Source organism: Halosimplex yunnanense (assembly GCF_054504345.1).
In genome coordinates this window covers 111,365-134,231 of sequence record NZ_JBTJEL010000035.1, presented here as the reverse complement: position 1 = coordinate 134,231, position 22,867 = coordinate 111,365, and the positions used below count along the sequence as shown (strand labels likewise).

Here is a 22,867-nt window from a genome sequence, read left to right as displayed (position 1 = left end):
CAGCTTGATAGGTCACGTTCACGAACGGGTCAGATCTGTGAGTTATCGGTCCCGTGTTCCCCGTAAAAATGCCTTTTTGTGGGGGTGAGAGTGCGGTTTATGAGGGGTCGGGGTTTCGCGGGAGCGAGTCCCCTCGAGAGTGGGGGGTCGACGAGTCACCGGTGGGTTCTTGGCCGACGGCGGGCGACTGTCGGGCGTGTACGTCCTCGAACTCGGGGGGCAGGACGACGATTTCGCGGCGTGTGAGGCCGACAGCGCCGCATCCGGGGTCGAAGTAGTCGGTGCGGGGCTGGCGACCGCGCGCGCGGTCACCGAGCGCGTGCGCGATCTCGCGTTCGTCCACCGCGCGAGCGAGCAGGCCGGGCGCGCGGAGCCCGATATCGCGAGCGCCCGCGCGCTCCTCTCGGCGGCGACCCTCGACCGCGAGGGGAGCGTCGCCGTCCGCGCCGTCGACGTGCGGGCGACGACCGGCGTCGATACCCAGCGCGCGGAGCGCGAACTCGGGCAGGTGCTCGTCGACCGCGGGTTCACCGTCGACCTGGACGACCCCGACCACGAACTCCGGGCGCTCTTTGCGGGGCCGCCCGGCGCCGACAGCACCGCCGAGAACGGCGAGCTGGAGGACGGCGTGGGAGAAGACGACGGCGTCTGCGTCCTCGGCTGGCTCGCCGTCGAGAGCGAGCGGGGGTTCGGCGACCGCCGGCCGACGGACCGCCCCTTCTTCCAGCCGGGGAGCATGGACCCGATGCTCGCCCGCGCGCTCGTCAACATCGCCGGTGCCCGCGAGGGAGCGACCGTCGTCGACCCGATGTGCGGGACCGGCGGGCTGCTCCTCGAAGCGGGACTCGTCGGCGCGCGCGCCGTCGGCAACGACGCGCAGGCGAAGATGGCCCGCGGGACGCGCGCGAACCTGCGGGATGCGCTCGGCCCGGACGGCGACTTCGGCGTCTGCCGCGGCGACGTGACGCGCCTGCCGCTCGCGGACGACTGCGCCGACGCCGCCGTCTTCGACGTGCCCTACGGCCGCCAGTCGAAGATCGAGGGCAACTCGCTGGCGGAACTGGTCGGCGGCGCGCTCGCGGAAGCCCGCCGGATCGCGCCGCGGGCCGTGGTCGTCGCCGACCGGCCGTGGGCCGAGGAGGCGCTCGCGGCCGGCTGGACCGTGGAAGAGCACTTCGAACGACGGGTGCACAACTCGCTGGTCCGGCACGTCCTCGTCTTGAGTCGGGAGTAGTCGTCCACCGCTCGACCGACGCACGCGTTCGGGCCCCGGCTACTCGCCTGCGTCCGCGTCTCGCCGCCACCACTCCACGAGATAGCTCGCACCGGAGAGACCGAGGAGTGCGCTCGCGGCGCCGAACCCGGGCCCGTCCGCGGCGACCGTGGTGGACTCGTCGGTGTTCGCCGGGGTCGCAGCGGGGCTGCCAGTCCCGGCTGTTCGTCGGTCTGTCTCGTCCATCGTTTTGGTGGGCTGAGTGGAGGTCGTCGGCTCCGGTCGGGTATCGGTCGTAGCCCCGGGTCCAGGTGCTGCTGTCACAGTCCGCTGGGTCCTGCCGGACTGAACGGTTTCGGTGGTGGCGGTTCCATCCGTTCCCGTGGGCGACGATGGGGTCGGAGTGGGTGTGGGGAGGTCGTCTTCAGTCACGCCGGCGGCAGAGGGCGTACGTCCCGTCTCGCGCCACTGGTCGTGGTGTCCCAGCGTCCCCAAGAGCGCCCGGGACCCTCGGCTCGATCCGTCGACGCCGGCGTCGAGCGCGTACAGATGCCCGTCGTTGCTGCCGACGTAGACGGTCCCGTCCGCGACGGTGGGTGACGACTCCACGGCATCGCCGGTCTCGAAGGCCCACCGTTCGGTACCGTCGGCGGCACCGAGCGCGTACACGGTCCCCGCTCGGTTCCCGACGAAGACAGTCTCGCCCGCGACAGTAGGGGACGACCGGATCTCCTCTCCAGTCTCGAGGGACCATCGCTCGGTCCCCTCGGTCGCGTCGATGGCGTAGACGCTCGTGTCCGTCGGCCCGCAGAGAGTGCGTGACCCCCCGACGAAGACCAGGCCGTGGGCGACCGTCGGCGACGTCATCACGCCGCCCAGGTCGTCGAACGCCCACTGTTTGGTCCCCTCGGTCGCGTCGAGCGCGTACACCTCGTTGCCGCCGTTGGCGACGTAGACGGTGCCACCGGCGACGGTCGGCGACGCGGAGACGAACGCGTTCGTTTTGAACCGCCACTGTTCGGCCCCGTCCGCGGCGTTCACGGCGTACACGCGGAAGTCGTTCGCGCTCGCACCGACGTACACCGTCCCGTCCGAGACCGTCGGCGCGGAGTAGATCCCGCCTTCTTCCGTCTCGAAGCGCCACTCCTCTTGGCCGGTGTGGGCGTCGAGAGCGTACAGTTGCCCGCTCTCCGACTCCGACGGCGGCCCGGTCGCGACGAACACGCTCCCGTCGGCCACCGTCAGGCTGGACCCGGAATCGCCTTCGACGTCGACTGACCAGCGCTCGGTCCCGTCGTCCACGTCGAGCGCGTACGTCCTCGCCCCCGTGACGTAGACCGTACTGTCGACGACGGTCGGTGCTGTCTCGTGGGGGTCTTCGAGGTCTGCGCGCCACCGTTCGGTACCGTCCGCTGCGTCGATGGCGAAGAGCGTCTCCGTCGCGCTGGTGACGTAGACGGTCCCGTCGACGATCGTCGGCGACGAGGACACGCTGTGGCCGGCGTCGAAGCGCCACTCCTCGACCTCCGGCGAGTCGGTGGACTGGGCTGTCGCCGACGCTCCCCCGGCGTCCCCACAATTCCGTGCGCGTGCCGTACGTCCGGAGTCCGCGTCGCGTCCCCCTGCGCTCGAGACACCCGCCGCGAGTCCGAGCCCAGACCCTGCCGCCGCCCGGAGGAACAGGCGGCGACTCACTCGGTCCACTATCGACTCACCCGACTGGGCGTCCAGCGAATCATATGTGCGTCGTGACAGGTGGCTGTAATATGTCTTCTGGCTGTCCGTCGGTTCTCGTCTCGTCGCGACCCGGTCGAGACGACTTGGCACCATTTATCCCCCTCCGCGCTGATTCACGCTACGATGCAGCAGTATCTGGATCTCGTCCGGACGGCCATCGCCGACGGCACGTACAAGCCCAACCGGACGGGCGTGGACACGCTCTCGACGTTCGGGGCGCACTACGAGGTGGACCTCCAGGAGGGGTTCCCGCTCCTCACCACCAAGGATCTCTCGGGGTATCGCTGGAACTCGCTCATCCACGAGCTACTGTGGTATCTCTCCGGCGAGGAGCACATCCGCAACCTCCGCGAGGAGACGAAGATCTGGGACGCGTGGGCAGACGAGGAAGGCCACCTCGACACTGCCTACGGCCGCTTCTGGCGGCGATACCCGATCCCCGAGGAGGGACTGGAAGGCGAGAGCTGGCCCGAGGACAGCCACCGCTGGGTCAACGAGGACGAGCGGACCTTCGACCAGTTCCAGTACGTCCTCGACACGCTGCGGGAGAACCCCCGATCGCGGCGCATCGTCGTCAACGCCTGGCACCCCGCCAACGCGACCGTCAGCACGCTCCCGCCGTGTCACTACACTTTCGTCTTCAACGTCCAGGGCGACCGCCTCAACCTCCACCTCACCCAGCGCTCGGGCGACATCGCGCTGGGGATCCCGTTCAACATCGCCGCGTACTCGCTGGTCACCCACATCGTCGCCCAGCGCACCGGGTTCGAGGTGGGGTCGTTCTCCCACTCCGTCGTCGACGCTCACGCCTACTGCGGCGAGGGCGCCCGCGGCGAGTGGTACGAGGAAAACCGCGAGGAACTGCGCGAGCGGATGCACGCGGTCGACGACCGCGAGGGGTACGCCGGCGTCAGGGACTGGATCCTGACCGAGGCGCCCGAGGAGCCGGAGGCGGAGAACGCCGACCACGTCCCCAATCTGCTGGAGCAGTTGACCCGCGAACCGCGCGAGCGGCCGACCATCGACGTGGCCGACAAGCCCGTCGACGACCTCCAGTACGAGGACATCGAACTCCGCGACTACGACCCCGCTCCGGGACTCGACTTCGCGGTCGCGGAGTGACGATGGCGGACGACGCCGACCCCGAGATCGCGCTGATCGCCGCGGTGGCTGAGAACGGCGTCATCGGGGCAGACGAGGGTATCCCGTGGCACTACCCGGAGGACCTGCAGCACTTCAAGTCCACGACGACCGGCCACCCGGTGATCCTCGGGCGACGCACTTACCGCAGCATCGCCGACCGCATCGGCGGCCCGCTCCCCGACCGGACGAACGTCGTCCTCACCCGCGTCGGCGTCGACGCCCCCGAGGGGGTCGTCGTGGTGGGCGGAGTCGACGAGGCGATCGCGGCCGCCGAGTCGGCGCTCGCCGGAAGCGACCGCTCGACCGTCTACGTCGCCGGCGGCGCGTCGGTCTACGAGCAGTTCCTCCCGCTGGCCGACCGGCTGGTCGTCACCGAGGTCCCCGAAGCGCCCGACGGTGACACCTACTTCCCCGAGTGGGACGACGAGGAGTGGATCGAGGCCGAGCGGCGCGAAGACGGCGAGCTGTCGTTCGTCACCTACGAGCGAGCGTGAGGCTGGTCGGGAGTGTGTTCTCCGCTGGCTGCTGGCGATTGGAGGCGTTGAAAGCCCTCGGCGCGCTCGCTAGCAGTATTAGGATCCACTACCGCAGGAATCAGTGAGCGGTGACAGCCCTGGGCGCGTTCGCTAGCTGGAGCTATTACTGCAGCGAACAACAGGCGTCGAAAGCCCTCGGCGGGCTCGCGGTCGCTGCGGCGGGATATCCGCGCTCTCCGCACCGCCCGCGCGGATAGTGCCCGCGCAGACGACTAGATGAACGCGAGCCCGCCTCGCCCTTTCAGTCCACCAGGACAGCGACCGGCCTGCACAGCACCGCAGACAGCCACAAGCCTCCCCAGCCGATTGCGCTCCGCGCGCCTGCGGCGTGCGGTGCTCGTCCCTCGCACGGTGCCGTCGCGCGCATGAAAGCGCGCGCCAGTGCAGAAATTCGGTCGTCTCGAACCAGTGACTCACCGCAGGTCGAAGCGGGCGGTCAGTCGAGGTCGAGAAGTTCGAACGCGCGGGCGGGGTCGCCGTCCATCCGACCGAGCAGGTCGGTGACGCGCTCGCAGGTGTCAGCGTCGACGGTGACGTGGACGACGCCCTCGCCGGGCTGGCCGTAGAGGACGCTTGCGTCGTCGCCGGCGGCGGCGATGGCGGGCAGGGCGGCCAGATCCTCCTCGCCGTCGACGCGGACGAGCGTCTTCTCGCCGGTCGCGAGCGCGTCGGCGAGCGCGTCCAGCAGCGCGGCGGTAAGCGTCGCCGGCGGGTTCTCAACGGTCACGACGCGGTCGAACTGCGAGTCCTCGATGGCGTCGCTGATCTCGTCGTCGACGGCGGCGCGCTCGGTGCGCTCGTCGACGAACGCCACGTCGGGTGTGTGCCCGGCGTCGAGGGTGTGATAGGTGACGATGTCGCCGACGGTAACGAGCGGGTCGCCGGCCGCGGCGAGGACGGCGGAGGTATCGGTAGAAACGGGCCCGAACGGGTCTTTGAGCTCCGAGCGGAGCGCGGACTGGAGTTCGAGGACGACAGTCACGTTAGCGGACCTTCAGCGCGTAGGCGCCCGGCTCGGTGACGCCCATCTCCTCGGCGATGCGGCTGCGGTCCGGGTGGCCGATGACGACGTAGCCCGCCCAGTCCTCCGTCAGCGACGAGGAGCCACACGAGACGCACGTCTCGGCCTCCTCGGAGTCCTGAACGCGGTGGCACTCGCGACAGACCAGTCTGTCGGCCATCAGTCTTCACCCGGTTCCGTCGCCGTCTCCCGTTTCTGCCGGTCCTGTTCGAGCCAGCCGTGCTTGCCGAGGCCGACCTGCTTTGCCGTCAGCCCGATCTTCGAGTCGCGCGGGTTGCGCTCGTCGATGCTCTTGGTGACGATGCGGGCCCGGACGGCGTCGCCGACTCCGAGCGTCCGATTCGAGTCCCGCGAGGAGAGCATCTGCCCTTCCTCGTCGTACGCGAGGTACTCGTCGGAGATCTGCGAGACGTGGAGCAGGCCGTCGACCGGCCCGATGCCGACGAAGGCGCCGAAGTTGACGACCTCGACGATCTCGCCGTCGACGACTTCCTGCATCTCGGGATCGAAGGTCAGCGCGTCGAACTCGGCGGTGAAGTAGACGCCTTGCTCGCCGGGGACGACCGCCCCTTCGCCGATGTCGTGAACGTCGATGACCGAGACGACCGATCCGACGTCTTCGTCCATGCGCCCTTCCAGCTTGTCCTGCAGGAGCCGTTTGACCAGCCCCGGCGTCACGTCCGCCAGGTGTGCTGGCGGCACTTCGACCGTGTCGCGGAGTGTGACCCGTTTGTACATGTTATGGTTGAGTGACTGTGAGTTTGTTCTCGGCCCGTAAACTAATTACCGGAACGCCCCGAGCGAGCAGCCGGCGTTTGAGCGGACCGTCGTTCGTGACTACGTGCGTTACCCCCTCGCGCTCGGCGACCTCGACGACCGCGTCGTCCGCGTAGGACTCCGCGTGGGCGACCGACTCACAGCGGTCCCGCGCCAAGTCCAGGCCGACGCTCGCGGCGGTCGCTTCTTCCCCGTTACCGTCGGCGAGCTTCTGCAGTTCGTCGACGACCGCGGCGGGGACGAGCCGCTCGCTCGCGCCCACCAGTCGGTCGAGTTCCTCGAACACGCGCACGCCGCATTCGACCGGCATCATCAGTGCGTTCGTGTCCATGACGACGCTCATTCCCGCAGCGTGCCGATGCCGATGAGCCGCCAGCGGCCGCCCAGCCGTCGGTTGATGGCGATCTTCGCGCCCTCGCGGGCACAGACGGGCCGCTGGAGCGCGACCTCGGCCTCGCCGCCGCGCGCGCTGGTGACAGACCCGACCGTCGTGGCCGTGCCGATGGTCATCATCAGCGGCTCGCCCGTCGAGATCTCCTCGACGTCGCCGGCGTTCTCGCCGACGATCCGATCCAACAGATCCACGTCCATCGTGAACTGCTCGTGGGTCGGCGGGAGCGTTCCCGGCGGTCCCGCGACCTGTCCGGCGAGCGCGTCGCCTTTCGTGATCGACGGGTCGAGACCGGTCCCGACGCCGAGCAGGCCGCCCGGCGTCACCTTGTCGACCGTCTGGCCGCCGGCCTGGAGCGAGCGCACCGTCGTCTGGACGGGCTGCCACTCCGTCTGGCCGCCTTCCTCGACTTCGCGACCGGGCCGGAGTTCGATCTCGTCGTCGGCCTCGAGTTCGCCCTGGACGAGCGAGCCGCCGAGGACGCCGCCCGAAAGCGAGTCCCACGTGGTACCGGGGCGGTTGATGTCGAAGCTGCGCGCGACGAGCATCTCTGCGTCGGCCTCGGGGTCCCGTTCCGGCGTCGGGATCTCGCGCTCGACGGCGTCGATGAGGAGATCCATGTTGACGCCCTGCTGGGCGCTGATCGGGACTATCGGCGCGTCCTCGGCGACCGTGCCCTCGACGAACTCCTGGATCTCCCGGTAGTTCTCGCGGGCGCGCTCCTCGTCGACCAGGTCGATCTTGTTCTGGGCGACGACGATGTTGTCGATCCCGATGATGTCCAGCGCCATCAGGTGTTCCTCGGTCTGTGCCTGGGGGACGGGCTCGCCAGCGCTGACGACCAGGACGGCACCGTCCATGATCGACGCGCCCGAGAGCATCGTCGCCATCAGCGTCTCGTGACCCGGGGCGTCGACGAACGAGACCGTGCGGAGCAGATCCGTCTCGACGTCGTGCTCGCCGCAGGTCTCCTCGACAGTGTAGGAGTGAGGCGGCTCCTCCTCCGGACACTCGCGGAACGTCGCGTCGGCGTAGCCGAGGCGGATGGAGATACCGCGCTTCATCTCCTCCGAGTGCTGGTCCGTCCATTCGCCCGACAGGGCTTGCACCAGCGTCGTCTTGCCGTGGTCTACGTGACCGACGAGTCCGATGTTCACCTCCGGTTGTGTGTTCGTCGTCATCTGGAGAGTAATCTTGGGGAATCTTCGCCCTCTGCGACTGATAAACCTACTGTTTGCGCTCGTCGCGTCCCCCACTTCGAGTACTTGCCGACCGATCCTCACCCGTCCAGTGCGCTTTCGACCGCGCCGACCAGTCGATCGAAGGTCGTGGCGGCGCCGTTCTTGTGGACGAACGCGGCGTCGCGCTCGCGCGCCCGCTCGGCGATGCGCTCGTCGTCAGTCGCGGTGAACAGGACGAAGGGCAGGTCCGGGTACCGATCCCGGACGGTGTCGAGTACCGCGATGCCGTCCATCTCGACCATGTCGTAGTCACAGACGACGCAGTCGATCGCCTCGTCCAGCCGAGCGAGCGCCTCCTGGGGATCTGTCTCCGTCAGTACCGAGACGTCGTCCAGTCGACTCAGGTACGCGCCCACCAGCGCTGTCAGCTCCGGATCGTCGTCCACAGCCAGCACCGTTCGATCCTCCCGATACTCGGCCGATCGCAGGACCGCACCGGAGTCGCTCGATGCACACATCACGTCGCCCCCTCGGTCCGCGACCACGGTAACTCCCCCCAAGCGTTTTCTGGCCCTGAAACCGCCACGGATAGTGACACGACGGGAACAAAAAACGGCTTCAGGGAACCCTTTTGGCAGGCGGTTCCGAACGTTCGTGTATGAGCCGAGCTCGGGAAGACGCCGGCGACGAGGGCGACGCCGCGGACGCCAGCGCCGCGGACGTCGACCCCGCGGAGGCGTTCGGCGTCGTCGCCAACGAGACCAGACTCGACATCCTGGAGGCGCTGTGGCGCGCCGACGAGCGGCCGGTGAGCTTCTCCGAACTCCACGACGCGGTGGAGATGCGAGACAGCGCGCAGTTCAATTACCACCTCCAGCAACTCACCGACCAGTTCGTCGCCAAGGGCGAGGACGGGTACGACCTGCGCCACGCCGGCGCACAGGTCGTCCGCGCGATCCGCGCGGGCACCTTCACCCGCCAGCCCGACGTCGACACCTTCGGCGTCGAGGGCGCCTGCACCCGCTGTGGCGGCGGGCTCGAAGCCGGCTACGCCGACGAGCAGTTCCGCATCGACTGCGTCGACTGCGGGAAGTCCCACGGCGAGTACGAGTTCCCGCCCGGCGGACTGGTCGACCGCACGGACGCGGAGATCGCGACCGCCTTCGACGAGCGGGTGCGCCACCTTCACTGCCTGGCCGCCGACGGCGTCTGCCCCTCCTGTGCCGGCCGCATCCACACCGAGATCGTCCGCGGCGGCGACTGCTGTCTCGACGTCTCGCTCCGCGTCGAACACGTCTGCGAGCGCTGTCGCAACGAACTGTGCTCGCCGGTCGGCCTCGTCCTCCTCGACGAGTCGATCGTCTCGGCGTTCTACGAGGACCACGGCATCGACCTCTCTGACCGTCCCTACTGGACGCTCCCGTGGTGCGTCGACGACGAGTACACCAGCGTCGAGAGTGTCGACCCGTGGCGCGTCACCGTGGACATCGTCCTCGCCGAGGACCACCTCACCGTCACGCTGGACGGCGACCTCGACGTAGTCGATACCGACTGTCGAACCTGCGACGGATAGACACCCCGTTCATCGAAGTCGCCGCTACCGCGCCGTTTTCCCGGTAAGCCGGCCCTACTTCCCCTCGAGAGCTACCCGTAACAATGATACTGGTGGACACGAAAGTGGGGCGATACTTGATATGGTGGGTGAGCGGAAACAGGGGAATCCGGGGACCGACGAGCACCGCGGCCGGTTGGGACCGGCCGACCGGATCCGACGGCGTTCGCTCGGGCGCGAGCGGCCGCGATCGGCCGACCGCGGACAGACACTGCACGATTACACGATCGGGATCAGTTTGTTTATCATCACACTCAGTACCGTCCTCGCGGGCCTGTTCGGGTTCGTCGGGCCGCTGTCGACGGGCGTCGGGAGCGAGGAGATCTCCCAGTCCGACCGGGTCGCGACGACGTTGGTCCAGAACCTCTCGACGGGGCGTCAGCCGAACGAACTCGACGCCGACCTGCTGGAGAACACGCTCACTGGGTCCGAGAGCGCCCTCCGAACGCGGTGGGGGATCCAGCAGACGGCGCAGTTCAACGTGACGCTCACCACACTGAACGGAAGTCGAATCGTCAGCCACGACGGCTCGAAACTGGCCGTCGGGGCGCGCTATCGGGGCAACGCCGCGGGGTCGACCGCTCGTATCGTGACACTCGACAGCGGGGCGTGCCGACCGGGCTGTCGACTCGCGGTCAGGGCGTGGTAAGATGGCCGGAACTGACACCCGTGGCCAGGCGTTCACGCTCGAAGGACTGGCGGCCGCGTTCATCCTGCTCGGCGCGCTGTTCCTGGCGATCAGTTCCGTGGTCGTCACCCCGACGAGCAGCGGCAACGTCGACCAGTCGACCCGGACGGACCTCCGACAGCAGGCCGACGACGTCCTCCTGATGACCTCGCGAGCGGATTCGCAGGACCTCTCGTCGCTCGTTCGCTACTGGTCCCAGAGCCAGCGGACCTTCGACGGCGCCGCGAACCCCCGCATCGGCTACGGGTCCGACGAGTTACCGGGGTCGTTCGGCGTCATGCTGAACGAGACGTTCACCCAGCGGTCGAACTTCTTCAACGTCGAGGTCGCCTACCGGCCGCGGAACCTCTCGACGGGGACGCAGACGATCCCGATGGCCTACCGCGGCGAGCCGTCGGACGACGCAGTGACCGCGAGCTACACCGTGACGCTCTACGACAATCAGACGCTGACGGCGACCAACGCCTCGCAGAACGTCGAACTCTGGCAGTACGACACGAACGCGACCAACAGCAAGGACGGCTACTACCCGATCCCGAACGCCGTCGACGGCCCCATCTACAACGTCGTGGAGGTGCGCCTGACCGTATGGTGACCGACGCCGACACCCCCGACCGACCGCTGGTGGACCGGGATCGGGCGCAGATGATCCTCCTCGGCGCGCTCACGCTGGCGGCGGTCATCGTCGCACTCACCGTCGTCGTCAACAGCCACTTCGTCACCGAGAACAGCGCCGTCTCGGAGGTGTCCCCCCAGATCGACGAGGCCCAGGAGTTCGAGTACGAGTCCCGCAAAGGAGCCCGCTCGCTCGTCCTCCGGCTCAACCATCGCCACCGGAACCTGACCGGCGCGGAGCTGGGGACGATTATCGAGCGCAACATGACCGTCTACAGCTCGCTCATGGCCGAATCGTACGCCGGGTCCCGGGGTCAGCACGTCGCGATCTCCTACGACAACGAGAGTTCGCACTTCGGATCCCGGGTCGTTCAGGCGGCCGACGGGAACGTCACGTCCGACGGCGGTAGCGAGGAGTGGACCATCGGAGAAGACGGCGAGTATCGCAACATGGGCTGGTTCACGATGAACGTGAACGTCGACGAGACGAGCGACCGACCGACGTGGATCAACGTCACCAACGCGACGGGCGCTTCGGTGAACGTCTCGATCAACAGGACGACGGTCGGGACCGGCGTCAACCTCGGCGTCTCGTCGAACGTGAGCCACGCCGGGAACTCGTCGACGCTGTGTGACCCCTCGCGCGACCGCGTGCTACTCGATGTCTTCGAAGGCAGCTCGTTCAACGGCGAGTGCGACTTCAACGGGACGCGCTCGATCGCACCGCCCTACCAGGTCGACGTCTCCGGCGGGAAGCAACTCGTCGCGAAGTACGAACTCGTCTACAACGACACTAACCCCTCACATTCGTACTACGGGCCCTGCGAACAGGCCGGTCCGTTACCCGACCAGCCGTGTCGGTCGCCCGCCGTCTGGACCGCGAACGTGACGACCGAGTTCGGCGGGAGCCAGCTCGACTACGCGAACGAGTACAACATCACCGTCTACCGGGAGGCACGATGAGAGCCCACAGTACCGACGACCGCGGTGTATCGACCCAGATCTCCCACGTATTCGGGATCGCGATCACCAGCCTCCTCGTCGTCGTCCTCCTCAACGGGATGGCGGGCTACGTCCAGGACGAGCGGGCCAAGGTCGCGGACTCGCAACTGGAGACGATCGGCAACCAGCTGGCCTCGCAGGTCGAACGCGCCGACGAACTGGGACAGCACGGCGGGGAAGTCTCGGTCAAGACGACCGTCGACTCGACCGTCGTCGGGAACAGCTACAGGGTGTCTCTCGCGGAGGGCGACCCCTGCGATACCGGGGCTTTCCACACCGACTCCTGTCTCGTCCTCGAAGGGGAAAGCGTCGACGCTACGGCGAAGGTTCCGGTGAACCTCACGAGCGACGTCGAACTCGAAGACGAGGGCGGCGGAACGTTCGTGATGACCGTGGTTTCCGCGGGCGGTGTCGCGGACTCGGCCCGCCCCGTCGCGGACCACCACCCCCGCATCGGCGTCGGACGGTCGTTCGAAGTTGACCGCTTCGGGACTGTCGTCAGTCCCGTCAACCGTCCACCCATCGCGAAGTTCACGTTCTCGCCGGGGATGCCCCGGAGCGGCGACGAGACAGAGTTCAAAGCTGGTGAATCGTTCGACGTCGACGGCGACATTGTGGCGTATAAGTGGCGGCTTGGTTCTGACGGCACATTACAGACACTTGGGCAGAATTTCACCCGCGAGCTCGATCCCGGGCCGCAGGAAGTAACTCTACAGGTCGTGGACAATGAAGGTGCGACGAGCAATGTCACGCAACGGGTTCGAGTATCCGGGCTTGCATACGAGGAGGACCTCACGGACAGTGAGGAAGGCGCAGAAGAACGATACGGTGACTCCCGCGAAGGTGCTATCAACTTCACAGTCACCAACGAGTATGCGACCGATATCGAGCTCACGGAAGTGCTCGTGGACCCGAAAGATGATACCCTCCGATCGATCGGCAACAACTGTGACGACGACGATAATTGTCCGTTCGAGGATGAGGCAAACGTCGGCGAGATCGTTGTGGCCAAACACGGAGATAACGGGCGGGCTGATTCAATCACGGATCTGAAGCCCGAAGTTTCGTCCGGTGGAATTGTCGTTGAACTAGAGGAGAGAGTCTCTCTCAGTCACGGCGAAAGCGCGGAAATCTGGACCGGGGCGTTTGCGGGGAACAGCGACCTGACCGGTACGGAGTTCGATATCGGTGTCCGATACCAGGTAGCTGGCCGAATGAACTCGACGGTATTCACGGATACCGCGGGGAGTACGAACGTCGAAGAATTCCGTATTGAGACCGAGCAGGGATCGGACAATGACCGCGTCGATCTCGTCGTCGTTGCGGATCAGAAATTGGACACGATCGAAGCCGATCTCGGCGGCGATCTCAGCGGAACCGAGTCCGGGATCGACAACGTCGTGCAAACGGCATCGGGAGACTATCGGCACGAACTAAACTATGTGGATACGCTCACCAGCGGGACGGTCAAGGCGAATTTGACGGTAGCTGAACGTGACGGGGTTTCGGCCTACGAGACGCTCGGGTCGAAATCGATTAACAGGACGGTGACCCTGTTCGACGGTGACGACTACGTCTGGCAGGACGCCAGCGACTGGGATGACGGGGATTCATATGGCGTTGTTCACCGATCGCTTGGGGATCGGCAGGCTGATCGTGTCACGATCGGTTATCCGGCTTCAGGCAGCGGGCTAATGGGTTATTGGCCGCTAGATGACACTCCCGATGATGCTTCTGGAAACGGCAACCATGCGTCCGAGGAAAATGATCCCGGTACTGGATTAGGGGTCTTTGGAACGCAGGCGTATCGCTTCGACGGGGACGATGATCACCTCACGATCGAGAACGATCCGACGCTCGAGATGAGTGATACCGACGAAGTCACTGTCTCGATGTGGGTTAATAAAGACTCAGAACAGAGTGGGTATCGAGCTCTCTTCCAGCATTCGGATCGGTCGTACAATCTCCACTTAACAGATGGGAACCGCCCCGGATTTACTATCTATGATGATTACTGGCGGTCAAATGCATGGTGGCAGGGTCTTGAATCGAACCGATGGTATCATATTGTTGGTGTTTTCGAAGAGAATTGGCGGAGGCCCGGGGGGACTATAAAAACCTACGTCAATGGTGAGCTAAAGACGACGACATACGCGCAGAAGATTGCCGAGACTCACCGCGATATCGGTATTGCTAGCAATATCGATGATCGTACCGGCGGTCGTCACTTCGACGGCAAGATCGACGAGATTCGCGTTTACGACAGAGCACTGGACGACTCAGAAGTTGAGGGTCTCTACGAACGGAGTGGGATACTGCAAACCGACTGGAAGGGCGGGTCGCAAAATCTCGATTCCTCGAATATGGCGCTACAGTACAACGCGTCGATTCCGGAGGCGACATCGATCAACGTCACAGTCATCGCGGATACGGACGGTGACAGTGACTACGGTGACCCTTCCGACGACGTAAGCGAAAAGATCTCGTTACGTGACGGTCAGCACAGGGTCGCCGTTGACGGTCTCCCTAACGAGGCGAGTAACTTCCGACTGAAGATCGAGTTTGACTCCGCTTCGGTGGTCAAGAGTCCGGTGCTCCACAAGGTCGGACTCGCGGGGGACTCATGAGACTCCACGATGACGAGCGTGCGGTCCGAAATCTCGTCGGATTCACGCTCACGTTCTCGATCATCGTCGTCTCGGTCGGGCTGGTGGCGACGATGGGCTATCCGCAGTTCGACGACCTGAGCCAGCAGCAGCGGCTGGACAACGCGGAGGCAGGGATGGAACAGGTCGCATCGAGCTTCGAGCAACTCCAAGAACAGCGTGCGAACGTCAGGACGAACGAGCTGTCTCTATCAGGTGGGTCACTAGCGGTGGTCGACGGCCCAACGGTGACTGTCGAGGCAGAGAATACTGACTTCGATCGCGAGTTCGATGTCGGCGGACTCCAGTACGAGAGCGACGGGACCACGATCACCTACGAGAACGGAGCCGTCTTCAGGACCTACAGTCAGGACAACATCGCAATCGTCGAGGAGTCGCCGATGACCTGCACGGAAGATCGGGCCGTCGTCTCGGTCGTTCGCGTCGTCTCGGAGTCGACCGACAAGATCAGCGGGGACTACGTGTCGGTCACCGGGACGGCCGAGACACGGGCGCTCCGCTTCCCGAAGAATCGGACTGGCGAGGACAGCATCGAGGAGGCCGAAGAGTTGTTCGTCACTGTCGACTCTTCGCGGTCCAACGCCTGGGATCGTCATTTCGAGAAAACTGGGAACTGGACTGCCGACCCCACCTCGGACGCTTATCGTTGTGACGGCATCGACGCGATGTACGTCCGGGAGACCGTCATTTCGGTGTCGTTCGGTACATAACAGTCGTCTACCGTTTCGAGTGTCGTTTCCGAGTGGCCTCCCGTTCTATCGTGCAAGTCAGTACTTGCAGTACGGACTCTCGGTGTAGAGTACTGTTTGATCGACCGGTGAATAGAAAGATATCCGGGGACTGTGGGTACCAAGAAACTACAGGCTCCCGATGTCGTTGCTCAGGACGAGACCTTGACGTTGTTGACCCTGATGTTGATAACGCCTTCCGGCCGCGCTTCGGATTCGGCGAGCCCAACTTGATAGAGGAGTGCAAGGTGGTTCGTCGAGTTCGTCCCGTCGGGGTAGTTCAGGACGACAAGCGCCTGGTTGCTTTTCATGCTGATAATGTTGCTCGTCGTGTTGAGTCGGACATCGGACCGGGAATCGATGGCATCCGTGACGTTCTCTTGCCACCACGCCGGGTCGTCGCCCTCGAAGAAGTCGGTCATGTTGCTGCCGTCGCGGTAGACATCTACCTCACTCTCTTCGTCTCCGATAGTTGTATCCTGAGTCGTCATGTTCGTACAGCGAGTGACCTGGTACGACGAACCGTTGTGCGACCGCGTGATCCCGGTGCCACGCCATTCGGCGCAGTTGTAGGTCGAGGCGTTGATCGTCAGCGATTCGTTGTCGGCGAGCGCGAACCCGTGACTGAACAGCGTCGGCGCAGTCGGATCGTTAATGTTCAGGTATCGCGCTCCACCGGAGGTATTGACGGCGATCCGGTCGGTGTCGCCGGCGATCTGGGGCGCGTACGTCTGGCCTGCCCCTGTCTGTAGACTCGTTGACGTGGGCATCCGAGCGATCTGACGGGTACTCGAGACTCGACTCGCGATGTTCTGGAACGCATCGTTCAGTTCCTCGGCGTCGTCTGCGTAATAATACTGGCCTCCTGTAGTCTCATTTATGTACCGGAGCAGCGATTCGTCCCTGCCCGGTCCAAAGCCGATTGAATGGATGGTGACACCCATCTCGGCCGCCTTGTCAGCATATATCTCCGTCGCATCGTCGGGATCCTCGGGTCGACCGTCTATTTCGACGGAACAGCCGTCACAGTTGTTTTCCCCGTCAGAAAGAAGAACGACGACGCGCTCTCTCGTCTGGTTACTCTTCAGGTGGTGCAGCTGGTTGGAGTCGCGAAGCCCAGCCCAGACGTACGTGTATCCGTCGGCGATAATTTCGTTCACCGTGTTTGCGTCGAACTGGGCGAAATCGTTCGTCAAATAGTACCCGCCAGTCCGGTAGTAGTGTGCCCGCCCAGAGGCGTCCTCCTGAAAACCGATCAGTCCGACTCGATCTCGTGAACTGTTGAGGGCGTCAGTGAAGTTTTGAGTGGCCTCAATCGCCGCTTCACGCTTCGTTTGGCAACTATCGTCGCAATCGGGGTCGGCAGGATCTCCCATCGATCCCGATTCGTCGAAGACGAACACCACGTCTAGCGGTGCACCGGAGACGTTCTGTGCGTTCTCGATGCGCCTGATCTGCCCGATGTCGATCCGGTTCTTCGACAGCGCCTCGACGTAGGTGCTGTAGTCGTTGGAGGTGTTCTTCGTGACCCGGATCGTGTTCCCGTCGATTTCGACCTCGTCCATGTACGGCGCGCCGGAGACGTTGATGACGTGATTGCGGCTGTCGTCGACGCGTCGCGGGAGCTTGCTCTGGTTGAGGTAGGCGATGGCAGTCCGGTTCGAGTCGTAGACGGAGGTCTCGACGCCTAACTCGTCGCTCAGGTAGGCGCCCCATCCCACGTAGAAGTCGCTCTGGACTTTCACGGTGACGTTGTCGGGCCGGGCGCAGGTCCCGGTGATCACCTGCTGGGAGCGCTCGGTGGACTCGCGCTGGGACGTGCTCGCGTTGTAGAACGCCTGGTTCTGGTCGGTGTTCACGTCGCCCGTGAGGTTCGTCACCGCGACGTCGAGGCTCCCGTTGCGATACCGGACGTCGGGCGCGGTCTGCATCGCGCTCCCGCCGTCGCCGGCCGTCCAGACGCCACCGGCTTCGTAGGCGACGGTCTGGCCCTCGTCGTTCTCGTAGCGGATCGAACTCAGCGTGATGTTTGTCGCACAGGTCCCGTTCCGATTGACCGTGACGTTCAACGAGCCCGAGCGTCGCAACCGGGCGTCGTTCCGTTCGAGGTCGCCGAGCGAGAACCGATCCCGCGCGGAGTACTCCGAACTCGTCAGCGTCGCGAGATCCGAGTCGACTCCCTCCATGAGGACCTGCGAACTCGTGTCCGCCCGGTCCTGCTGGATGTCGTTGATCGCAGTCGAGCCGGTCGCCACGACCAGCACTGCCCCCGCCAGTACCAGTCCGATCAGGATCACCATGCCGATGATGCCGGACTGCCCTCTCCCCGTCGCTTCGATAGTTCCCATTTCCCACGTCACCCTCTGTTCGTTGCCAGTTACTCACCACCGATCAAAAGTGTACCGATGGGGTCACTAGGCTCCTCTCGCCGGATCTGGGTGGTCTCTCGATAGGGACACTCCCCCGACGCGTCGCGCTTATATCCGCTCGCGCCAACCCGTCTCTGTGCAGGAGTTCGCGTTCGAACTCGCGCTGTGCGCCCATCTCGAGCGGCCGGACCGCATCGTCGCGCGGCAACTCGGCGCCGCGATCCACGGTGGGCGGGTCGCCGACGTGGTCTGCGTCGACCCGGGTCGCGAGTTCGACCGCCGCGCGGCGATCACGCCCCAGACCATCCCGCCACTGGCCATCGAGAGTGACGTCGGTCCCGGGACCGCCCGCCCGGCGGCGGACGCCTTCGACTGTCATCCCGAGCGCGCCCGCGCGATCGCGGACCGGGCGGTCGAACTGGGCTTTTTCGAACGCGAACGGGCGGGATCGACCACGGCGGTCCGCCAGACCGTCCGCTATCCCGACTGGTTCGATTCGCTCGTGGGGATCGAGAACAAACCCGACCTCGATCGGCCGGGAGATCTGCGCGACCAGTTGCGTATCGACGTCTCGCTCGGTCTGTTCGACCGGGTGGTCCTCGCGACGGAGACCTACGTCACCGGCGCCCACCTCAACCGCTTCCCCGAGGAGGTCGGCGTCTGGCGGTTCGACCCCGAAACGGGCGAGCGCGAGGTCGTCCGCGAGGCCCAACCGCTGGCGACCGACGGGCCCGGCATCGAACTGATCGACCGGGAGGCGGGCCGGACGAACGTCCGTCCGGTCACTGTCGCCGAGAAGCGCCGCCAGCGCCGCCGCATCGCCGAGCGCGCCTACGGCAAGGGCTGGCGGACCTACGACGCCCCCGACTGCGAGCGCTGGGACGCCAGCGCGGCCGACCCGGCCGAGTACGCCGACGCCGGGCTCCCGTGGTGCGAGTGGAAGGGGGGCGTCGTCCGCCCGGTCGTCGACTGCGGTCCCGAGTGCCCGGGGTACGAACCCGTCGAGGGCGAGCGAGGGGACGACGAAGAGAACGGGGCGGCCGACGAGGGTCAGCAAGCGGTCGACACGGCCGCGATCAGGGCGCGCCGCAGCGCGTGGGAACCGGATCCGGACGGCGTCGCCCGTCGCCAGACCGGGCTGGATCGCTTTCTGGAGTGAGTCACTCGGCGGACTCGTCCGAGAACGAGGCGTCGGACTCGGCATCGGCGCGATCGCGGAGATAGCGAGCGCCGGCGACGTAGACGAGCGTGAACACGAGGACGAACGAGGCGGTTTCGGCAACGGCGACCGAGCCGTCGCCGACGAGCTGGATCCCGGCGTAGGCCACTGTCGCGACGAGCGCGACGACGACCGTCGCCACGACCGGCCGTTCCTCCAGAACGGCGTCCGCTTCCATATTCATACCCCCGAGAAGTGCGCTACCGGCATAATTGTGTGGGGCGGGACGGGAACGGGCGCGGGCCGGCGTCGGAGAGCGTGCGGGGCAGCGTTGTCCGGTCACTCCGGTCGGGAGTAGGCGGTCGCGGAAGCGGTCTTCCGCGAGCGGACGGCGGCGACGACGGCGTAGACGAAGGGCGTGTCGACGACGGCGACGAGCAGCTTGAAGACGTACTGGCCGGCGATGAGCGCGACGGCGCCGGAGGGGGAGGTGCCGCCCAGCAGGACGAAGCCGACGAGGATGAAGATGACCGTGTCGATGAGCTGGCTGGTGGCGGTCGAGCCGATGTTGCGCAGCCAGAGGTGCTCGCCGTCGGTCGCGTCGCGGATCCAGTGGAAGGCGAAGACGTCCCAGTTCTGGCTCACGACGTACGCCGAGAGGCTCGCGACGACGATGGAGGTGCTGGAGCCGAGGACGCTTCGGAACGCCGCCAGATCGATCTGTCCGTCCGCGACCTGCGGGAGCGCGGGCGCCTCGATGGTGCTCCAGACCAGCAGCAGCAGGACGAAGTTCATCGCGAAACCGACGTTGACGACGACGGTGGCGGCCTTGCGGCCGTACAGCTCCGAGTAGCAGTCCGAAGCGAAGAAGGTAAGCGCGTACGCCAGCGCCGCGCCCGGGAGCACCAGCGCATCGCCGGCAAGCGGCAGGTCGACGGGCAACTGGAACTGCAAGAGCTTCGAGGCGGTCACCTGCGCCGTGACGATCGCGGTGACGAACAGGCCGATGAGCCCGACCTGCACCGGCGACGGCGCCGGGCGCGGCTCGCTCATCGCTCCTCCTCCATCCGGCCCTGCCGGGAGTCGATGTCGTCGAGCACGTCGAGCGTCTTCCGCATGGACGCCCGGATGGCCTCGCTCCGGTTGACGAACTTGCCGTCCTCCCCGACGTGCTCGTCCAGATCGTCGAGCAGTTCCTTGGGTACTTCCACGCTTATCTTCGGCATGATATTCCCCAGATACCCCCTGAAGAATATAGGCGGATCGCTTCGGACGGCGCTGGCCGAGCAGTCAGCCGGTTTTCGGCGACGGGGATTCGTCGCGCTCGTCGGACCCGGTCCGCGCGTCGACGAGAGCGGCGACGTTGTAGAACAGGACTCCGACGGAGAGGAGCGTCGTCAGGAGGTACGCGACGAACGCGGGCGGCCCGCCGACCGCCGCGCCGACGGCTCCGCCCGTGATGCCGACGACGGTGAGTTCGAGCCAGGTGATCAGCGTCCGGGAGACAAGCGAGGCGGACCCGTCGGAGACGGCGGCGCTCATCAGTAGGTCTCCCCCGCTTCGATCGGACCGCTGAACGTCGAGTACAGCACCGCGAAGTAGGTGAACACGAGCGGGAGCAACACGGCGGCGCCGATCGACATGAGGTTCAGCGGGAGCGTCGAGACGATCGCGCCGTCGACGGTTGTCCCGACCGCGCGGTCCATGTAGGGGTAGGTCAGGCGCGCGACGACGCCGACGAGGGCGAAAACCAGGCCCGTCGCGGCCGCGAACGCCGGGAGGTGCCGGTCGCGGCGCATCGCGACGGCGTACCCCGCGGCCAGCGCGACCGTCAGGCCGACGAGCGCGAGCGCGAGTGGCGAGGTGAGCGCCGAGCGGACTGCCGGCCTCGTCGCGTAGATCACGCCGAGCGCGAGCACGACGAGGGCGACGTACGCGACGAGCGCACGCAGGCCGGCCCGTTCGAGGTCTGCCTGCAGGTCGCCGCGGGTCTTGAGACGGAGGAACGCCGCGCCGTCGACGACGGTCAGCGCGACGACGGCGAGACCGACGACGAGACCGGGGATCGTGAGGATGTGCGTCGCGCCGAGCACCCAGTTGGCGGCGAACAGCCCGAGGAACAGGGGCGCGGCGACGCTCCCGACGACGAACGCGCGGCCCCACCACCGCCGCCAGACGCCGTCCTCGCGCTGTTCGTACAGTTCGGGTGCGAGCCCGCGGAGGATGAGCGCGCCGAGGATGGCGAACATGAGCAGGTAGTGGCGGCTGAAAAGCGCCGCGTAGACGCTCGGGAACGCGGCGAACATCGCGCCGCCGAAGACGACCAGCCACACCTCGTTGCCGTCCCAGAACGGGCCGATAGCGGCGATCAACTGCTCGCGCTCGTGGGGGTTCGATCGGGTGGCGAACAGCGCGCCGACGCCGAAATCGAACCCGTCGAGGACGAGGAACACGGCCAGGATGAAAAAGAGGAGGCCGAACCACAGGTCGGGCAGTGGCAGCCCGAACAGGGGGCCGTCGGCGAGCGAGAGCGCCGGTGCGGAACCCGCCCCGAGGGCCGCGGCCGCGACGGGCTCAGTCATCGACGGTCACCCCGGGTGCGAGGGGGGCGTCGATGTCGTCCGCATCGACGCTACGCAGGTCGTCGCCGCCGGGCGGGCCGGCGCGGACGATCCGGGCGAAGACGTAGCCGTACAGGGTCAAGAGGCCGAGGTAGACGGCAGCGAACCCGGCCAGAGTCAGGGTCGCCTCGCCGCCGGTGAGGCCGGGTGAGACCCCGTCGCCGGTCTTCAGGACGTTCTGGATCACCCACGGCTGTCGACCGACCTCGGTGACGACCCATCCGAGTTCGACGGCGATGACCCCGAGCGGCGCCGATCCCATCAGCGCCTTGTGCAGCAGGTCGTCATCGAGGAGGCCGCCGCGGTACCACCGGACTGCGCCCCAGAACGCGAGGAGGACGAACCAGCAGCCGAGCGCGACCATGATCCGGAACGACCAGAAGACGACGGCGACTGGTGGAGCGCCCTCGAATTCGTTCAGTCCGGTGATCGTCGCCTGCGCGTCACCCCCGCTGGCGAGCCACGAGGCGCCGCCCGGGATCCCGATGCCGAAGATGTCCTTGGCCTTCGGGTCCGCGATGTCGTCGAGGCTCGTCGGGAACGCGACGATGTACTCGGGGACGTACGAGTCCGTCTCCCAGACGGCCTCCATTGCGGCGAACTTCTGTGGCTGGCTCTCGGAGACGTGGCGGGCGTAGACGTCGCCGTGGACCACCTGGAAGGGGGCGGTGATCACCAGCGCGACGAGCGCGATCTTCAGCGTGCGCTCCCAGAACCGGCGATTCGGGACGTTTGTTCCCCAGACGTGGTGACGGAAGACGTAGTAGGCGCCGATCCCCGCCATCACGAGCGCCACCGAGAGCACGGCTGCGTTCTGCATGTGGACGAACATGTAGGGAAAGCGCGGGTTGAGATAGGCGGCGAGCGGGTCGGTGAGCCGGACGACCTCGCGGCCGCCGGACTCGACGAGTTCGAACCCGCGAGGGGTCTGCATCCAGGAGTTGGCGATCAGGATCCAGACGGCCGAGAGCCACGTCCCGAGACCGACGGCGACCGCGGAGACGAAGTACAGGGGGTCGCCGACGCGCTCGCGGCCGAAGACGAACACGCCGAGGAAGGTCGCCTCGAGCATGAACGCCATCATCCCCTCCAGCGCGAGCGGGCCGCCGAACAGTTCGCCGGCGATCGTCGAGAACGCGGCGAAGTTCGTCCCGAACTCGAACTCCAGGACGATCCCGGTCACCGTCCCCACGACGAACGAGAGGGCGAAGATCTTCGTCCAGAACCGCCGCAGCTGCTCGTAGATGGGATCGCCGTCGCGGATCTCCTTCCACGTGAAATAGACGAGAAACGGAGCGAGGCCCATACTCATCACGGGGAAGATGATGTGGACGATCGTCGTCAGTGCGAACTGGAACCGGCTGGCGATGACTGGGTCGATCATGACTGGGTAGGGCGGTCGTCGGAG

The 22,867-nt window shown here is 66.1% G+C and carries 24 protein-coding genes; 10 read left to right on the top strand and 14 right to left on the bottom strand.

Annotated elements, in window-relative coordinates; genetic code table 11:
* The first annotated feature begins 196 nt into the window (after positions 1-196).
* The gene (locus AB2U09_RS14300) at positions 197-1,234 is read left to right on the top strand and encodes a class I SAM-dependent methyltransferase (RefSeq protein ID WP_459193756.1); all 1,038 of its coding nucleotides are present in this window, start codon (positions 197-199) and stop codon (positions 1,232-1,234) included.
* A gap of 39 nt (positions 1,235-1,273) precedes the next feature.
* On the opposite strand, the gene AB2U09_RS14295 is transcribed toward AB2U09_RS14300, so the two are convergent.
* Positions 1,274-2,917 carry an outer membrane protein assembly factor BamB family protein gene (locus AB2U09_RS14295; protein ID WP_459193402.1) on the bottom strand — a complete coding sequence of 548 codons (1,644 nt, stop codon included), beginning with the start codon at positions 2,915-2,917 and terminating at the stop codon, positions 1,274-1,276.
* Positions 2,918-3,073: 156 nt separating this feature from the next.
* Here AB2U09_RS14295 and thyA point away from each other — a divergent pair, with 156 nt between their 5' ends.
* Both thyA and AB2U09_RS14285 read left to right on the top strand, forming a co-directional pair.
* Positions 3,074-4,072, top strand: a complete 999-nt coding sequence (gene thyA / locus AB2U09_RS14290) for a thymidylate synthase (RefSeq protein WP_459193401.1) — start codon at positions 3,074-3,076, stop codon at positions 4,070-4,072.
* Positions 4,073-4,074: 2 nt separating this feature from the next.
* Entirely contained in the window at positions 4,075-4,587 is a 513-nt protein-coding gene (locus AB2U09_RS14285; protein WP_459193400.1) for a dihydrofolate reductase, read from the top strand.
* Between the two features lie 478 nt (positions 4,588-5,065).
* On the opposite strand, the gene AB2U09_RS14280 is transcribed toward AB2U09_RS14285, so the two are convergent.
* The 6 genes from AB2U09_RS14280 to AB2U09_RS14255 form a co-directional block, all read right to left on the bottom strand.
* Positions 5,066-5,611 carry a GTP-dependent dephospho-CoA kinase family protein gene (locus tag AB2U09_RS14280; protein ID WP_459193399.1) on the bottom strand — a complete coding sequence of 182 codons (546 nt, stop codon included), beginning with the start codon at positions 5,609-5,611 and terminating at the stop codon, positions 5,066-5,068.
* Position 5,612: 1 nt separating this feature from the next.
* Positions 5,613-5,813 carry a transcription elongation factor subunit Spt4 gene (spt4, locus tag AB2U09_RS14275; protein WP_459193755.1) on the bottom strand — a complete coding sequence of 67 codons (201 nt, stop codon included), beginning with the start codon at positions 5,811-5,813 and terminating at the stop codon, positions 5,613-5,615.
* A complete protein-coding gene (locus tag AB2U09_RS14270) occupies positions 5,810-6,388 on the bottom strand; it encodes a DNA-directed RNA polymerase (RefSeq protein WP_459193398.1) in 579 nt (192 codons plus the stop codon). Before AB2U09_RS14270 ends, spt4 begins: the two co-directional genes overlap by 4 nt.
* A gap of 1 nt (position 6,389) precedes the next feature.
* Complete coding sequence (locus AB2U09_RS14265) at positions 6,390-6,770, bottom strand: type II toxin-antitoxin system VapC family toxin (protein ID WP_459193397.1); 381 nt, start codon at positions 6,768-6,770, stop codon at positions 6,390-6,392.
* Positions 6,767-7,999, bottom strand: coding sequence for a translation initiation factor IF-2 subunit gamma (locus AB2U09_RS14260; protein WP_459193396.1), 1,233 nt, complete (start codon positions 7,997-7,999; stop codon positions 6,767-6,769). The genes AB2U09_RS14265 and AB2U09_RS14260 overlap by 4 nt, the downstream gene beginning before the upstream one ends.
* 98 nt (positions 8,000-8,097) lie before the next feature.
* On the bottom strand, positions 8,098-8,517 hold the full coding sequence (locus AB2U09_RS14255; protein WP_459193395.1) for a response regulator: 420 nt from the start codon (positions 8,515-8,517) through the stop codon (positions 8,098-8,100).
* Positions 8,518-8,657: 140 nt separating this feature from the next.
* On the opposite strand from AB2U09_RS14255, the gene AB2U09_RS14250 reads away from it, so the two are divergent.
* From AB2U09_RS14250 to AB2U09_RS14225, 6 genes are all read left to right on the top strand, one after another.
* Entirely contained in the window at positions 8,658-9,572 is a 915-nt protein-coding gene (locus AB2U09_RS14250; protein ID WP_459193394.1) for a DUF7351 domain-containing protein, read from the top strand.
* Positions 9,573-9,693: 121 nt separating this feature from the next.
* A complete protein-coding gene (locus tag AB2U09_RS14245) occupies positions 9,694-10,260 on the top strand; it encodes a DUF7287 family protein (RefSeq protein ID WP_459193393.1) in 567 nt (188 codons plus the stop codon).
* 1 nt (position 10,261) lies between these two features.
* Positions 10,262-10,894, top strand: coding sequence for a DUF7288 family protein (locus AB2U09_RS14240; RefSeq protein ID WP_459193392.1), 633 nt, complete (start codon positions 10,262-10,264; stop codon positions 10,892-10,894).
* A complete protein-coding gene (locus tag AB2U09_RS14235) occupies positions 10,888-11,877 on the top strand; it encodes a hypothetical protein (RefSeq protein ID WP_459193391.1) in 990 nt (329 codons plus the stop codon). Before AB2U09_RS14240 ends, AB2U09_RS14235 begins: the two co-directional genes overlap by 7 nt.
* Complete coding sequence (locus AB2U09_RS14230) at positions 11,874-14,543, top strand: DUF7266 family protein (RefSeq protein ID WP_459193390.1); 2,670 nt, start codon at positions 11,874-11,876, stop codon at positions 14,541-14,543. The genes AB2U09_RS14235 and AB2U09_RS14230 overlap by 4 nt, the downstream gene beginning before the upstream one ends.
* The gene (locus AB2U09_RS14225) at positions 14,540-15,292 is read left to right on the top strand and encodes a DUF7289 family protein (protein WP_459193389.1); all 753 of its coding nucleotides are present in this window, start codon (positions 14,540-14,542) and stop codon (positions 15,290-15,292) included. The genes AB2U09_RS14230 and AB2U09_RS14225 overlap by 4 nt, the downstream gene beginning before the upstream one ends.
* A gap of 170 nt (positions 15,293-15,462) precedes the next feature.
* Here AB2U09_RS14225 and AB2U09_RS14220 read toward each other — a convergent pair whose 3' ends face one another.
* Entirely contained in the window at positions 15,463-17,658 is a 2,196-nt protein-coding gene (locus tag AB2U09_RS14220; RefSeq protein WP_459193388.1) for a vWA domain-containing protein, read from the bottom strand.
* A gap of 157 nt (positions 17,659-17,815) precedes the next feature.
* On the opposite strand from AB2U09_RS14220, the gene AB2U09_RS14215 reads away from it, so the two are divergent.
* Complete coding sequence (locus AB2U09_RS14215; RefSeq protein ID WP_459193387.1) at positions 17,816-18,838, top strand: DUF5787 family protein; 1,023 nt, start codon at positions 17,816-17,818, stop codon at positions 18,836-18,838.
* Position 18,839: 1 nt separating this feature from the next.
* Here the strand turns inward: AB2U09_RS14215 and AB2U09_RS14210 are convergent, their stop codons facing one another.
* The 6 genes from AB2U09_RS14210 to AB2U09_RS14185 all read right to left on the bottom strand — a co-directional run bounded on the left by AB2U09_RS14210 (position 18,840) and on the right by AB2U09_RS14185 (position 22,843).
* Positions 18,840-19,082 carry a hypothetical protein gene (locus AB2U09_RS14210; protein WP_459193386.1) on the bottom strand — a complete coding sequence of 81 codons (243 nt, stop codon included), beginning with the start codon at positions 19,080-19,082 and terminating at the stop codon, positions 18,840-18,842.
* A 95-nt stretch (positions 19,083-19,177) separates the two neighbouring features.
* On the bottom strand, positions 19,178-19,891 hold the full coding sequence (locus tag AB2U09_RS14205; protein ID WP_459193385.1) for a queuosine precursor transporter: 714 nt from the start codon (positions 19,889-19,891) through the stop codon (positions 19,178-19,180).
* Complete coding sequence (locus AB2U09_RS14200) at positions 19,888-20,064, bottom strand: ribbon-helix-helix domain-containing protein (RefSeq protein ID WP_459193384.1); 177 nt, start codon at positions 20,062-20,064, stop codon at positions 19,888-19,890. The genes AB2U09_RS14205 and AB2U09_RS14200 overlap by 4 nt, the downstream gene beginning before the upstream one ends.
* 64 nt (positions 20,065-20,128) lie before the next feature.
* Positions 20,129-20,380, bottom strand: coding sequence for a hypothetical protein (locus AB2U09_RS14195; protein WP_459193383.1), 252 nt, complete (start codon positions 20,378-20,380; stop codon positions 20,129-20,131).
* Positions 20,380-21,420, bottom strand: a complete 1,041-nt coding sequence (gene cydB, locus AB2U09_RS14190; RefSeq protein WP_459193382.1) for a cytochrome d ubiquinol oxidase subunit II — start codon at positions 21,418-21,420, stop codon at positions 20,380-20,382. Before cydB ends, AB2U09_RS14195 begins: the two co-directional genes overlap by 1 nt.
* The gene (locus tag AB2U09_RS14185; RefSeq protein WP_459193381.1) at positions 21,413-22,843 is read right to left on the bottom strand and encodes a cytochrome ubiquinol oxidase subunit I; all 1,431 of its coding nucleotides are present in this window, start codon (positions 22,841-22,843) and stop codon (positions 21,413-21,415) included. Before AB2U09_RS14185 ends, cydB begins: the two co-directional genes overlap by 8 nt.
* Between the last annotated feature and the right edge of the window lie 24 nt (positions 22,844-22,867).

Coding starts and splice junctions, on each gene's coding strand:
- thyA (WP_459193401.1), top strand. CDS start 3,074: ATGCAGCAGTATCTGGATCTCGTCCGGACGGCCATCGCCGACGGCACG.
- AB2U09_RS14285 (WP_459193400.1), top strand. CDS start 4,075: ATGGCGGACGACGCCGACCCCGAGATCGCGCTGATCGCCGCGGTGGCT.
- AB2U09_RS14270 (WP_459193398.1), bottom strand. CDS start 6,388: ATGTACAAACGGGTCACACTCCGCGACACGGTCGAAGTGCCGCCAGCA.
- AB2U09_RS14265 (WP_459193397.1), bottom strand. CDS start 6,770: ATGAGCGTCGTCATGGACACGAACGCACTGATGATGCCGGTCGAATGC.
- AB2U09_RS14260 (WP_459193396.1), bottom strand. CDS start 7,999: ATGACGACGAACACACAACCGGAGGTGAACATCGGACTCGTCGGTCAC.
- AB2U09_RS14255 (WP_459193395.1), bottom strand. CDS start 8,517: ATGTGTGCATCGAGCGACTCCGGTGCGGTCCTGCGATCGGCCGAGTAT.
- AB2U09_RS14250 (WP_459193394.1), top strand. CDS start 8,658: ATGAGCCGAGCTCGGGAAGACGCCGGCGACGAGGGCGACGCCGCGGAC.
- AB2U09_RS14245 (WP_459193393.1), top strand. CDS start 9,694: ATGGTGGGTGAGCGGAAACAGGGGAATCCGGGGACCGACGAGCACCGC.
- AB2U09_RS14240 (WP_459193392.1), top strand. CDS start 10,262: ATGGCCGGAACTGACACCCGTGGCCAGGCGTTCACGCTCGAAGGACTG.
- AB2U09_RS14235 (WP_459193391.1), top strand. CDS start 10,888: ATGGTGACCGACGCCGACACCCCCGACCGACCGCTGGTGGACCGGGAT.
- AB2U09_RS14230 (WP_459193390.1), top strand. CDS start 11,874: ATGAGAGCCCACAGTACCGACGACCGCGGTGTATCGACCCAGATCTCC.
- AB2U09_RS14225 (WP_459193389.1), top strand. CDS start 14,540: ATGAGACTCCACGATGACGAGCGTGCGGTCCGAAATCTCGTCGGATTC.
- AB2U09_RS14220 (WP_459193388.1), bottom strand. CDS start 17,658: ATGGGAACTATCGAAGCGACGGGGAGAGGGCAGTCCGGCATCATCGGC.
- AB2U09_RS14210 (WP_459193386.1), bottom strand. CDS start 19,082: ATGAATATGGAAGCGGACGCCGTTCTGGAGGAACGGCCGGTCGTGGCG.
- AB2U09_RS14205 (WP_459193385.1), bottom strand. CDS start 19,891: ATGAGCGAGCCGCGCCCGGCGCCGTCGCCGGTGCAGGTCGGGCTCATC.
- AB2U09_RS14200 (WP_459193384.1), bottom strand. CDS start 20,064: ATGCCGAAGATAAGCGTGGAAGTACCCAAGGAACTGCTCGACGATCTG.
- AB2U09_RS14195 (WP_459193383.1), bottom strand. CDS start 20,380: ATGAGCGCCGCCGTCTCCGACGGGTCCGCCTCGCTTGTCTCCCGGACG.
- cydB (WP_459193382.1), bottom strand. CDS start 21,420: ATGACTGAGCCCGTCGCGGCCGCGGCCCTCGGGGCGGGTTCCGCACCG.
- AB2U09_RS14185 (WP_459193381.1), bottom strand. CDS start 22,843: ATGATCGACCCAGTCATCGCCAGCCGGTTCCAGTTCGCACTGACGACG.